The organism is Leeuwenhoekiella palythoae (assembly GCF_020310025.1).
Taxonomy (GTDB): Bacteria; Bacteroidota; Bacteroidia; order Flavobacteriales; family Flavobacteriaceae; genus Leeuwenhoekiella; species Leeuwenhoekiella palythoae.
The window spans coordinates 1,468,243-1,481,229 of record NZ_CP084318.1 but is presented as its reverse complement, the minus strand read 5'-3'; the positions used below and the strand labels follow the sequence as shown (position 1 = coordinate 1,481,229).

The following is a 12,987-nucleotide window of genomic DNA, read 5'->3' as shown; positions in this document are numbered from 1 at the left end:
AATTTAATACCATTAAAAGCCCAGAATGAGCTTGGCAATTAAAAAGTAGGTGAGAATACCAAAGACGTCATTGCTGGTGGTGATAAACGGACCTGTAGCTACAGCGGGATCGATACCTCTTTTGTCTAATACAATCGGAATAAAAGTACCGATCAAGGCGGCTAAAATAATAACGGCAATGATCGCAACCCCAATGCTTACCGACTCTAAATAGGTGGTTTCAAAGAAAAAATGACTGATGACGAGAACAACCGTTGCGATGGCAAGACCATTAATAATCGCCAAAGCACATTCTTTGAGTAAACGGCCGGCGATATTGCCTTTAAGCGAATCGTTTGCCAATCCTTGAACGACGATCGCACTAGATTGAACGCCTACGTTTCCGGCGGTTGCCTGAATAAGCGGAACAAAAACGAGCAGCTTAGGAAAAGTTTCAAAAATACTGTTGAAACCGGTAATAATACTTGCAGCCCCTAGACCGCCAAACATCCCGATCATCAACCACGGCAGTCGCGCTCTGGTTAGTTTAAATAGGTTATCGTCAGCCTCTACCGTCTGAGAAATACCTGCCGCCATTCGGTAATCTTCATCGGCCTCATCTCGTATAAAATCGAGAATATCATCAACCGTAATACGCCCAAGTAGCACACCGGCATCATTCACGACCGGTACCGCTTCAAGATCATATTTTTGCATAATTCGGGCTACATCCTCGCCGGTATCATGCACGTTTACGGAATCTACATTGGGTATATAAATGTCTGAAATCTTAGACTTGGCTTCGGCGGTCAGCAGGTCTTTTAAAGAAAGCCTTCCGATGAGATGATCATTTTTATCAACCACATAAACCGAATGTACCCGAGTCACATTTTGCGCCTGCGCCCGCATTTTACGCACACAACCGGCAACCGTCCACGTTTCGCGCACGCGTACGAGCTCTTTTGCCATAAGACCACCGGCAGAATCCTCATCATACCGCAACATCTCAATAATGTCGCGCGCATGCTCTTCATCTTCAATCGCATCAATAACCTGACGCTGGATATCTTCATCTAATTCAGATAAAAAGTCAACCGCATCATCGGTGTCTAGTTCGTTAAGTTCGTCTGCAATTTCTTGAGGCGAGAGGTTGTCCAGAATTTCTTCCCGATAGCCTTCGTCAAGCTCCATCAGCGCTTCAGAAGTTTTCTCACTATCCAGAAGTTTGATCAGGTAGGTGGCCTCTTCGGTAGAGATCTCATCAAGGATCTCGGCGATATCAGCGTGGTGAACTTCCTCTAAAAGTGCAAGAATACTGGTGTCATCACCAACCTCGATAAAGTTTTCAATTTGCTCTATAAGGTCTTCGGTAAGTTCAAAAGCCATAGTCGCTACTTTATTGAGGGTTTGTATTTTTTTGAGTCAGGCAAATATAAATAAACTCAACACAGATTGCGTGGGGTTTAAGATACATTTACCGCCCGGCTAAGCCCGAAAACGATATTGTTGTTGGCTTGGGATAAGGCCTACTTTGCTAAATCTTCGGCAATATCTTGAGTGAGTTTAATAAAGGCCGCTACGCTCAGTTGCTCTGGGCGTTTGTTAAAGATTTCGCTTTCGCGAAAGCTGTCGCTGAGTTCTAATTGCTTAAGACTGTTTCTAAGGGTTTTGCGCCGTTGCTGAAATGCCATTTTAACTACTTTGAACAATTGATCAGGATCGCAAGCAAGATCTTTGTAATTGGCTTTACGGGTGAGTTTTAGAACTCCGCTGTCTACCTTAGGCGGCGGATTGAAAACACCGGGCGGAACGGTAAATAAATATTCGGCATCATAAAAAGCCTGTGCTAATACCGAAAGAATGCCGTAAGCTTTGCTGCCTTCTGGCTCACAAATGCGCTGCGCCACTTCCTTCTGAAACATTCCGCTAAATTCTGGCACCTGATCGCGCCACTCCAGCATTTTAAACACGATTTGCGTTGAAATATTATATGGGAAATTCCCGGTAATGGCAAAAGCTTGATCCCCGTATAATTTGCTGAGATCAAACTTGAGAAAGTCGGCTTCTACAACATTTAAAGTACAGCCTTCCATAAGTTGTGGATGTTCTAACGGAAAGCTGTGATTGAGATACACGATAGACTCGCTGTCAAGGTCCATCGCAGTTACATTACTGTCTTTACGCAACAAATATTTTGTGAGCACACCGGTACCCGGACCAATTTCTAAAACCTCAGAATATCCGTCATAGCTTAAGGTTTCAGCTATTTTTTTTGCACTAGTTTCATCCTTCAAAAAGTGTTGACCCAAATACTTTTTAGCCTTCACAGGATCTTCTGAAGCGGCTTTTTTATGCGTACGGGTAAACTTTTTTTTCATCAATAGGATTTAAAAATGCAGGCTTAAACGATTACTGCGGTTTAAATTCGGTTTGCTCGGTGATGATCTCAAGCTCTGTTCTAAACGAAAGTACTTTATCACCAAAACGCCCGGCTTCTTCACGAAGTTTAGGTGCGTCTTCTTTATAATAGCGGGCAAGAGAATCTTTGCTTTTTGCAGTGTATTGTATCGAGTAGCTCTGGCCACCCATTTCTTCTTTGACCAGAACTTTGGTCATTAGGGCTTTTACAAATTTCCCGGTAGCAAGCATATCTGGGATGTGCTCATTGCGAATCCAGTACAACCAGTCGCTGTGTACACTGTCATCAACATTTACCGTAACATTATATATAATCATAGCGCAATTTTATTTAGCACCACCATAGGAAATATCACCCTAAGGCAGGTCATCTTTTTTTTGGTCGGCAAAGATACACATCAGTTGATCGCGTCCCCTCTTAATTTGCGGTATTTTTGCTGCGCATCTACATAAAAAATACTGTCAGCAAAATTAAAAATGATCTTCTCGTACTGCTCTTTTGCTTTTTCGGGTTGCTCCAGTTTGTTTGCATATAAATTACCCAAGCGATAATGCGCATCATCTGCAAGAATATCGTCACCGTGTTTCTCTAAAATAAGCTGGTAATTTTGCACCGCACGGTTGTATAGACCTTTATTTTCAAAGATTTTAGCCTGTTCTAGTAAGGTTTCATCTTCAATGGCTTTATCCTTATGTTCAGCTAAAAGCGTATTGTAAACCTCTAGCGCTGCATCCTGTTTGTTCTGAAAAAGTAACAGATCTGCTTTAGCAAAAGTCTTTAGTGCCGTTTGAGTAGAATCACCCACAGTATTGTCTGTAATCAGTAAATACAAATCTTGAGCATCGTTAGCGATCAATTGCTCAGCAGAAGATTTTAAAACCTTCAGCTGTGTTTTTGCCCACTCAAAGTCACCCTTGTAATAACTGGTTTTTGCGACTTTAAATCGTGCTTCTTGGGCCAGAATATTGTCTTTTAAATTTTTCTGAATTTGAGAATAATAGATCAATGCTGCGTTGAAGCGTTCCTCAAGAACCAAAATATCGGCAAGTTCCATTTTAACGCGGGCTTCTTGAAACCGATTCAGTTTTAAATTGAGTGTTTCTTTTAAAAATGCCGAAGCTTCTTCCTTTTTATTTTGATTGAAGGCTAAAAAGTGTGCGTATTTAGTTTGTAGATCAAGCGTTTCGGCAGCCGTACCAAATTGATTAAGCAAACTTTTATATGCCGCTTCAATGCTAGCAAAATCTGCCTGATCGTTCTTTTGAACCCTGAGATCCAGTAATTCTTGATGTGCAAACAGGCGCATCTCGTCGCTTGGCGCTTGCTCTACCAGGTATTGATAAATCGTGCTTGCCAGCTCAAAAGCTTCATTTTCTTTGGCTACACTTGCAAGAGTAAAAATGCCATTAAGATCATTTGTGCGTCGTGCGATCGCTTTTTCTTGAATAAATGCTTTGTTGTATTCTTTCTGCTGAATGAACAACCAACTTAACAAACGGTTGTAAAGTAGATTAGGATCGTCTTGAAGTCTTTTTAGCAGCAGTGTTCTAAAAATACCGTTGGCTTCATTTTGAGGATCATCAGTAATGAAATCATTAAATGCGCGCTGTGCAAGACTTTGATACCGGTCACTTTCTAAAATAAGGTTGATATACGCATCAAACATCTGCTCAATGTTGCCCTGCTCGCCGTAAATGCGGGCCAGTTCCACATTGATATAAACGCTGTTTAAGCCGGCGTCTTTTGCTAAAGTATAAGTTGTGGCAGCCTCGTCTAGCAGGTTGTATTTTTTAAACGTTCGGCCTACCATACTTGCTAGTGGCGGATTTGCGCTTACCTGCTCAATAACCTCTTTATAGAGTTGTTGCGCTTTAGCATCCAAGCCTTGCAATTGATAATTGTAAGCCAAATCAACTTTGATGTAGACTAGATTTTTAGACAGTTCAAGCGTTTCTAACAGTACTTTCTCGGCTTTGTCGTACTGTTCTAATTGCTGATACGCTTCAACCAAGCTGGTTACCAGATTGGTGTTTCCGGGAGTTTTTGCTACCAATCCTTCATATAAAAGCGCGGCTTTTTCATAAGCGCCTTGTTGCATATAATTACGCGCAAGAAGATCTTCTTGAGCCTGAAGTGGCAAAAAGCCAAGTAAAGAAAGAGCTAAGAAAAATACGCGTAACACAGGCTTTCGATTTTAGTTAAAGATACTAAAGTTCAAGCAGTCTCCTGCTTCTAAAACGAAAGCCCGGTTATGCTAGTATTTGTTGCTTAAATTTTATCAAAACCGCAATAGGGTACAAGCACCTCAGGAATGGTGATTCCATCTTCGGTTTGATAATTTTCAAGAATTCCGGCAAGTACGCGGGGTAATGCTAGTGAGCTACCGTTAAGGGTGTGCGCAAGCTGTTTATTGCCTTCTGCATCGCGGTAACGCAACTTTAAACGATTTGCCTGAAAGGTTTTAAAGTTAGAAACACTACTGATCTCTAACCAGCGATCTTGTGCGGTAGAAAACACTTCAAAATCATAAGTAAGACTTGAAGTAAAACCGAGATCACCACCACAAAGGCGCAAAATTCTATATGGTAACTTTAACTCGTCTAAGATCATTTTTATGTGTTCTACCATTCCGTCAAGGGCAGCGTCGCTATCTTCAGCTTTCTCAATGCGAACGATCTCAACTTTGTCAAACTGGTGCAGGCGGTTAAGACCACGTACGTGCGCCCCGTAAGAGCCCGCCTCACGACGGAAACACGGTGTATACCCGGTACACGTAATAGGCAACTCTTTTTCTTCAAGTAAGCTGTCGCGAAACATATTAGTCACCGGTACTTCAGCGGTTGGAATCAAATAAAGATCATCAACGCCTACGTGATACATTTGACCTTCTTTGTCAGGAAGCTGGCCCGTACCAAAACCGGAAGCTTCATTTACCAAGTGTGGCACTTGAACTTCGTTGTATCCGGCTGCGGTATTCTTATCGAGAAAATAGTTGATAAGCGCGCGTTGTAATCGAGCTCCTTTTCCTTTATAAACAGGAAATCCGGCTCCGGTTACTTTAGTTCCTAATTCAAAATCGATGATGTCATGCTTTTTTGCCAATTCCCAATGCGGAAGGCTGCCTTCTGCCAAAACAGGAACATCACCCTTGCGGAAAACTTCTTCGTTATCCTCGTCGCTTTTTCCTGCAGGAACGCTCACTTGCGGAATATTAGGAATCGTATATAGCAATTGATCAAGTTCTTCGACAGTTGCATTTAGCACCTCTTGAAGATTTTTTGAATCTTCTTTTAATTTACCGGTGCGCTCTTTAAGCAAGTTTGCTTTTTGAGCTTCACCATTTTTAAAAAGCATCCCGATCTCTTTAGAGAGTTTGTTGCTTTCAGCTAGAGTATTGTCTAAGGAGGCTTGCGTGCTACGGCGTTTTTCGTCAAGTGAAAGCACTTGTTCAAACACTTCAGTTGCATCAAAATTACGCTTAGTTAGCGCATTTATGTAATCTTCTTTGTGGTCACGAATGTCTGTAACGTGTAGCATGGCTTTAAATTTTAGACGGCAAAAATACATAAATGCCACTGAAAACAAACCAAGTTTAAACAAACAAGTCTAATCGCGTTCAGACTAAATTTTGAAGGTTTGCCACGCAGACTTCTCCACTTTAAAAATGCTTCAAAATATTACTGAAGACCTTCAGGAGCGTATGGTGGTTTTCTTTTTTCGTTGTGCAATGGGGAAGGAAGAATCCACTCGTTGTGCCAGAAATAATCCCAGGAAGCAGCGGCCATATCGACTTTAGGGTCTATCAAGGTGTGAAAATCACTATCGTTAACCTTGATTTTACAATTCACATAGATGGCAACCTCTTTGCCTTCTTTGGCGAAATCTTCTTTTATGCGTTGGCAGAATTGCCAAATTACATCTGGTTTTGTGGCTACCACGCGCTGTTGTTTCCGCGAGAGCATTTTACGATAATTGAAGCTTTGCTCAAGACCGGTTTTTTTATCGATGACTTTAAAACTTATTCTTCCGCCTTTAGAGCGCAACATCATACGCCAACTGAGGCGATGGCCTTCTTCGGTCCATAATACATCGTCTTTAATGATCCAGTGTCTCAAAGGCAGCGCGATCTGAATTACAAAGTAGAGGCCAAAAAGCGCTACGATGGGTTTGTACGTTTTGGGCTTGATGATTTCGTTACCCGAGTACAATTCTTTTCCTTTTAAAAATATATTACGCACAGTTTCCGCAGGGAAAAAGAAAAGCGTGAACGCAAGTGACATATACGGGAAAATCCCGATGTGGAAGATAAAGGAGTTGAACAGGTGAAAAAATATAGATATAAAGAAGGCCACTTTGCGTGTAGGCTTGAATAACAAAGCCGGAATGATCAGACCGTCAAATAAGATACCTACGTAAGCGATGCTCCAATGCACCCAATTTTGTTGCAGGAAATCACCCACTAACCAATAGTCTTTGCGTGCTGCCATAAGTTGCGCAGCCATACTTGCATCAAGCCAATCTGGATATATTTTAGCGATAGAGGCGTAGGTGTACACAATCCATAACTGAGCGATAATGATGATGTACACCCAGCGAGGCATACTTATTTTTTTCAATTTAGGATTGAACTTTACATCTAGCGATAAGTACCTATGTGCCGGGAGACACGCCATGATTCCCAGTAAAAGCATTAAAAGGTAATAATGGTTGTTGTATGAGGATTTTTGCATCAAATAGACGCAAGTCCACATCAAGCCATAAGCGATCACGCTAAAACGGTATTTGAAACCAAGCATCACAAAAACGCCAAAGAGCCCCATCAGGCCGTAATAGTAATACATCCCATCACCGGGAAGCGGCTGCAAAAAGTCAAAGCCTATAAAGTTAAAGGTAAAATCTCCTTCAAGAAGTGTGTGTTTGATCCATCCTGTGGCGATCGCGCCCCAGGCTTCGGCGGTAATTAGAAAGCCAAAAATCGCCCTGAATACGATGAGGGCACTATTGTCTACACGTTTATACAACCACCGTTCAAGCATCTATTTTTTGGATAAAATCACGCGAAAATCGTTCATCAGCCTGCATAGCAGCGATAAGTTCGTCAACCGAATTGAACTTTTTCTCATCTCTAATGCGGGTGAGCAATTCTATTTGCAAATGTTGATCATAAAGATCAGCATCAAAATCAAAGAAAAATGTTTCAATAGTAAGATCGCTTCCACCCACGGTGGGGTTGGTGCCAATGCTCATCATACCGTAAACCTCTTTGCCGTTGATGCTGGCTCTAGCGACATAAACGCCTTTTGCCGGAATGAGCTTATAGGTTTCTTTGATCTTTAAATTGGCTGTAGGATAATTGAATTTTTTACCCAATCCTTTTCCGCGAGAAACAATACCGTTAAGCATAAACGGGTAGCCTAAATACTCGTTAGCCTTTGTAAGATCACCTTCATTTAAGGCCTTTCTGATTTTTGTTGAACTTACTGCAACGTCATCTACGTCCTGCTTAGAAATCTCTTCAACTTCAAAATCATACTGCGTTCCAAAAGCCTTTAGATCTTCAATATTGGCATTACGGTTACGGCCAAAACGATGATCATAACCTATAATGACTTTTCTGGCTTTTAACTGATCTACTAAAATATCTTTTACAAACTCTTCTGCGGTAAGACGCGAGAAAATTTTAGTAAACGGGTGAATGATCAAATGATCGAGACCCGAAGCTTCTAAAAGTGCAATGCGCTCGTCTATGCTGTTAATGAGTTTGATGCCTGTATCTTTTTGCAGCACCATACGCGGATGCGGAAAAAAGGTAAGAACTACAGATTCTAGGTCGTTGCTTTGTGCGCTCGCCAAGAGGCGATCTATGATTTTACGATGTCCCAGATGCACACCGTCAAAAGTTCCGATAGTGACTACCGTGCCTTTGAGACCGTCAAATGTATCTGCTGAAGTATGCTGTTTCAATTTATTTTCCGTTGTAAGCGTTCATCGTATTTGCTATTCCCGAAGCTATAAAACTTTCGATTACCTTGCACGAGATGTCTAGTCTTTCTGGCATATCAAGCTCTTCGTCTTTATCCCACTCGCCCAAAACATAATCTATTTGCTTGCCACGGCTAAAGCGATCACCAATACCAAATCTAAAGCGCGGGTATTTAGTTGTTGAAAGCTGGTTTTGAATGTCTTTTAATCCGTTGTGTCCGCCATCACTGCCTTTGCTTTTTACCCGAATGGTGCCAAATTCCAGATTGAGATCATCTGTGATCACCAGAATATTTTCAATACTGATGTTCTCTTTCTGCATCCAGTATTTAACTGCTTTGCCGCTAAGGTTCATATAGGTGTTAGGCTTGAGCAAAACTACGGTGCGACCTCGTACTTTAGTGTAGGCGATATCGCCAAGTTTTTCGGTAGACCAGGAGGTTTCTTTTTCGCTGGCATAGGCATCAATGATCTTAAAGCCGATGTTATGCCGTGTGTTATCATATTTGGGCCCAATGTTCCCCAAACCTATAATTAGGTATTTATTCATAGGATCAATGCTTTCTATTTTTGAACCGAAAAGCTTGCTGAAAAAGCTTGATGTCATTTTAAGAGAATCGTGTTTTAAAGCTTTTAAAAGCACTTGCCGAAGCGTTAAAGCAAAGCAAGTAAACCTTTGCGCAAATTTATGATTTTGTTGCGTTTTGGACGCAGAATAGGGTTAAGCTTATCAGAAAATTGCAAAACCAAGGTGTTCAAGAAAAGTCAAAAAAAAACACCCGCCAGTGCGGGTGTTTTAAGATCAGATAGGTTTTTCAACTTATTCTGCAGCGTCAGCAGCTTGTTCAGTAGCTTCTGTACCTTCTGCAGTTGCTCCTTCTTCATCTTCATCCTCATCATCAAGGTCTTCAACCATGTTACGTGAAGTTCTAACTTGACAAACAACAGTGTTGTCTGGGTGAAGGTATTTCCATTCTCCTTGCTCGATTCCTGTGATGTATAATTTATCGCCAATTTTAAGTTTGGTAATATCTGCAACAACATAATCAGGAAGGTTTTTAGGCAATGCCTTAACGCGGAGTGTACGATATGTTTTACGTAATACACCACCGTTACGTACACCTCTAGAGTTACCCTCGTAGTGTACAGGAATAGTCATAGTTACCTCTTTACCTTCAAAGATTTGATAGAAATCGATGTGAAGTATGCGATCTGTAACCGGGTGAAATTGGATGTCCTGAAGGATTGCCATGTAGGTAGTTCCGTCAAGCTCCAACGTCGCGGTATGCGCATCTGGAGTATAAACCAAACCTTTAAACGCAAGCTCTGGTGCGCTAAAATGAACTGGCTCGTCTCCTCCGTATAATACGCAAGGAACCTCTCCAGCATTACGTAGGGCTTTAGTTGCCTTTTTGCCCACGCTTTCTCTTTTAGATCCTGTGATCGTGATTGACTTCATTTAATTATATATTAAGTATTAATAAATTACATTAAAAATTTTGATGCAATCGATGTGTTACTGTGAACACGATGCATTACATCAGCAAACAATTCGGCGCAACTTAAAATACGCACTTTGCTGCTTTCCTGTTTCGGCGGAATACTGTCTGTAACTATAAGTTCTTGAAGTTTACTGTTTTCAAGACGCTCATATGCATTACCACTTAACAGTGCGTGTGTACATATTGCTCTCACGCTAAGCGCGCCGCGTTCCATCATTAGGTCTGCAGCTTTAGTTAAGGTTCCGGCAGTATCTACCATATCATCTGCAAGAATCACATTGCGCCCTTTTACATCCCCAATAAGTTCCATATGACTTATTACGTTTGCCTTCTCGCGCTGCTTGTAACAGATAACTACATCACAATCTAAAGCTTTAGAATAGGCGTAAGCTCTTTTAGAACCGCCCATATCTGGCGATGCGATTGTTAAGTTTGGTAAATTAAGCGACTCTAAATACGGTAAGAACACTGTTGAAGCAAACAGGTGATCTACCGGGCGCTCAAAGAATCCCTGAATTTGATCAGCGTGCAAGTCCATCGTAATGATGCGGGTTGCACCTGCCGTCTCTAATAAGTTAGCCACCAATTTTGCTGCGATAGGAACGCGAGGTTTGTCTTTGCGATCTTGACGTGCCCAACCAAAATACGGTAACACTGCTGTAATATGACGTGCCGAAGCGCGTTTTGCAGCGTCTAACATAAGCAACATTTCCATCAAGTTTTCACTGCTTGGCATCGTAGAGCCAATAATGAAAACGCGTGAACCGCGAATAGACTCCTCAAAAGAAGGCTGAAACTCGCCGTCACTATAGGTTGATGTAATTATCTTGCCCAGCGGTTGCCCGTAAGCCTTCGCTATTTTTTCGGCTAAATCCCTGCTTTGTGTGCAGGGAAAAATTTTCGCATCAGGGGCTGATAATGACATGGTTATCTTATGTTTAGATTTGCTAAAAGTATAAGAGGCTGCAAAAGTATAAATTAAATTGGCTTCTAAGTATTTATTTGCTATTTATTTGATCGAAGATTGAGAAATTTTATTACTTTTGCGGTCCATTAATGCCTCGGTGGCGGAATTGGTAGACGCGCTGGATTCAAAACCCAGTTCTTAGGAGTGTGGGTTCGATTCCCACCCGGGGTACAAAAGCCTTTAAGCATTGCTTAAAGGCTTTTTTAGTTTTGACTATATTTAGCTTCTAAGCGCATCAAAATAACATATGAATATCACGACAAAACATACTGCACTTATTTTTAATTTTTGCTTGGTGTTGTTTTGCGGTGAAATTTTTGCTCAAAAAAATGATGTTTTAGACGAGCTGCTGCAAACCATTGAGCAATCTGATGCTTACGATCGTATTAAAGTGGAGCGCATCAATGACTTGTCAAAACAACTCTATGCACTTGATGGTGCTTCGGTACAGCAGCAATTTGATTTAAACAGAGCTCTTTTTTTTGAATACCGAATTTTCAAGCAAGATTCGGCTTTCAAGTATGCGATACAATCTAAGCTTCTTGCTGAGCAGTTAGGCGATGAACGTTTGATCGCCGAAACGACACTAGATTTGGCCAATGTTTGTGTTTCCGCAGGAATGTTTAGTGAAGCGCTGGCTTACTTGAATGATGCTGATCTTGATGATATTCCCAAAGACATTCGTTTTTCCTTAAATGGTTTGTTAGGGCGCTGTTATAGCGATATGGCAGACTATAGTACTATTTCCTATTACTCTGATCTTTACCGTAAGCGCGCTAAAGAATATCATCAGAAATCTTTAGAGCTCGCCGTTCCTGATACGTGGGATTTCATTATGCTGCGCGGCTACTTAAATTTTAAATACGGAAATCTTGAAGAAGCGCTCAAAGATCTTAAGCCGTCGTTAGCTATGCGGGATGACCTGAGATCGCAAGCGGTGGTCAATTCGGTTTTAGGAGATATTTATGTGCAAATGGGGGTAGAGGAACTGGCTATAAAGCACCTTGCGCAATCTTCTATAGCAGATATAAAATCTTCGGCTAAAGAAAACCTGTCGATGATTCAGTTGGCTGAATTTTTATTTAAAAAAGGCGATGTTAAGCTAGCTTCGGTATTTATCAAAAAAGCCAACGCAGATGCTGAAGCTTATGGGGCTCAACAACGTAAAATACGTGTTGGAGCTATTTTACCTAATATAGAAGAACAAATTATTAATCAGGTCGAAACACAGCGCGCGAGGTTATCTAAGCAAAATATAATGTTGAGTATTTTACTTGTGGTGTTGTTGGCTTTGGCTATAATTACCTACGTGCAACTACGCCGACTTAAACGTGCTAGAAAGGCGCTGCTCGTGGCGCACAATGATCTGCAAGTCAAAAATGATCGCATTGTAGAGGTTAATGAGACGGTACACTCTCAAAATGAAGAACTCAATCGGGTTAATGATCTTTTGCTGGAAGCCAATACAATTAAAGAGGAATACATCGGTTTTTTCTTTACACAGGATGCTGATATTTTTGAGAAGTTCAAAGAATTCAAGACCGGGATTGAGCGCAACCTAAAGTCTAATAATTTAGAGCGCATTAAATATTTGACCACGGTTTATGACTTGAAGAAGGAAAAGAAAAAATTGCTTGAAAGTTTTGATGAAGCGTTTATAAAACTGTTTCCCAATTTCATTGCAGAATTCAATGCGTTGCTCAAACCGGAAGAGCAAATCAAGTTGAAAAAAGACCAATTGTTAAATAAAGAGCTTCGCATCTTTGCACTGATTCGTCTCGGAATTAAGCATAATGAAATTATAGCCCAGATTTTAGGGTATTCTGTTAATTCGATCTACGCTTACAAGACTAAAATTAGGAATAAATCATTTTTAGATAAGAAGGATTTTGATCAAATGTTGCTTGAAAAAACCCGAATCAAGCAATAAAATTCGGTCATTTTACTATATAATTTCTATATAAAAAACACTAAGAATAAATCACAAATATTTAAGATTCAGTTTTTTATAATGAATATTCTGCTTTTATTTTCTATATAAAATTTTCTTCACGTAATATCAGCATCTAAAATCTTCAAATTTGCTCTGTATGTGGATTATTGACCTAATCTGATACACAATTAACTTTTAGATTCAT

11 protein-coding genes and 1 tRNA gene are annotated in these 12,987 nt (G+C 40.7%); 2 read left to right on the top strand and 10 right to left on the bottom strand.

The annotated features are described in order from the left end of the window. Window positions 1-12: 12 nt before the first annotated feature. The 10 genes from mgtE to LDL79_RS06095 form a co-directional block, all read right to left on the bottom strand. Window positions 13-1,365, bottom strand: a complete 1,353-nt coding sequence (gene mgtE / locus LDL79_RS06140) for a magnesium transporter (protein WP_072980574.1) — start codon at window positions 1,363-1,365, stop codon at window positions 13-15. A gap of 140 nt (window positions 1,366-1,505) precedes the next feature. Next, the gene (gene rsmA, locus LDL79_RS06135) at window positions 1,506-2,357 is read right to left on the bottom strand and encodes a 16S rRNA (adenine(1518)-N(6)/adenine(1519)-N(6))-dimethyltransferase RsmA (protein WP_225599556.1); all 852 of its coding nucleotides are present in this window, start codon (window positions 2,355-2,357) and stop codon (window positions 1,506-1,508) included. A gap of 31 nt (window positions 2,358-2,388) precedes the next feature. Then, window positions 2,389-2,715, bottom strand: a complete 327-nt coding sequence (locus LDL79_RS06130; protein ID WP_072980570.1) for a DUF4286 family protein — start codon at window positions 2,713-2,715, stop codon at window positions 2,389-2,391. An 80-nt stretch (window positions 2,716-2,795) separates the two neighbouring features. After that, window positions 2,796-4,580: a tetratricopeptide repeat protein gene (locus tag LDL79_RS06125; protein WP_225599555.1), complete on the bottom strand. Its 1,785-nt coding sequence runs from the start codon at window positions 4,578-4,580 to the stop codon at window positions 2,796-2,798. An 86-nt stretch (window positions 4,581-4,666) separates the two neighbouring features. Continuing rightward, window positions 4,667-5,935, bottom strand: coding sequence for a serine--tRNA ligase (gene serS / locus LDL79_RS06120; RefSeq protein ID WP_225599554.1), 1,269 nt, complete (start codon window positions 5,933-5,935; stop codon window positions 4,667-4,669). 140 nt (window positions 5,936-6,075) lie between these two features. Further along, window positions 6,076-7,434, bottom strand: coding sequence for an HTTM domain-containing protein (locus LDL79_RS06115; RefSeq protein ID WP_225599553.1), 1,359 nt, complete (start codon window positions 7,432-7,434; stop codon window positions 6,076-6,078). Beyond that, a complete protein-coding gene (locus LDL79_RS06110; protein WP_225599552.1) occupies window positions 7,427-8,362 on the bottom strand; it encodes a bifunctional riboflavin kinase/FAD synthetase in 936 nt (311 codons plus the stop codon). Before LDL79_RS06110 ends, LDL79_RS06115 begins: the two co-directional genes overlap by 8 nt. 1 nt (window position 8,363) lies before the next feature. Continuing rightward, on the bottom strand, window positions 8,364-8,930 hold the full coding sequence (gene pth, locus LDL79_RS06105; protein ID WP_225599551.1) for an aminoacyl-tRNA hydrolase: 567 nt from the start codon (window positions 8,928-8,930) through the stop codon (window positions 8,364-8,366). 270 nt (window positions 8,931-9,200) lie between these two features. Next, the gene (locus LDL79_RS06100; protein ID WP_072980560.1) at window positions 9,201-9,839 is read right to left on the bottom strand and encodes a 50S ribosomal protein L25/general stress protein Ctc; all 639 of its coding nucleotides are present in this window, start codon (window positions 9,837-9,839) and stop codon (window positions 9,201-9,203) included. 26 nt (window positions 9,840-9,865) lie between these two features. Then, entirely contained in the window at window positions 9,866-10,807 is a 942-nt protein-coding gene (locus tag LDL79_RS06095) for a ribose-phosphate pyrophosphokinase (protein ID WP_072980558.1), read from the bottom strand. Window positions 10,808-10,940: 133 nt separating this feature from the next. Between LDL79_RS06095 and LDL79_RS06090 the strand changes: the two genes are divergently transcribed. Together LDL79_RS06090 and LDL79_RS06085 are read left to right on the top strand one after the other, a co-directional pair. Continuing rightward, window positions 10,941-11,020, top strand: a tRNA-Leu gene (locus tag LDL79_RS06090). Window positions 11,021-11,096: 76 nt separating this feature from the next. Further along, window positions 11,097-12,779, top strand: a complete 1,683-nt coding sequence (locus LDL79_RS06085; protein WP_225599550.1) for a DUF6377 domain-containing protein — start codon at window positions 11,097-11,099, stop codon at window positions 12,777-12,779. The last annotated feature ends 208 nt before the right edge of the window (window positions 12,780-12,987 follow it).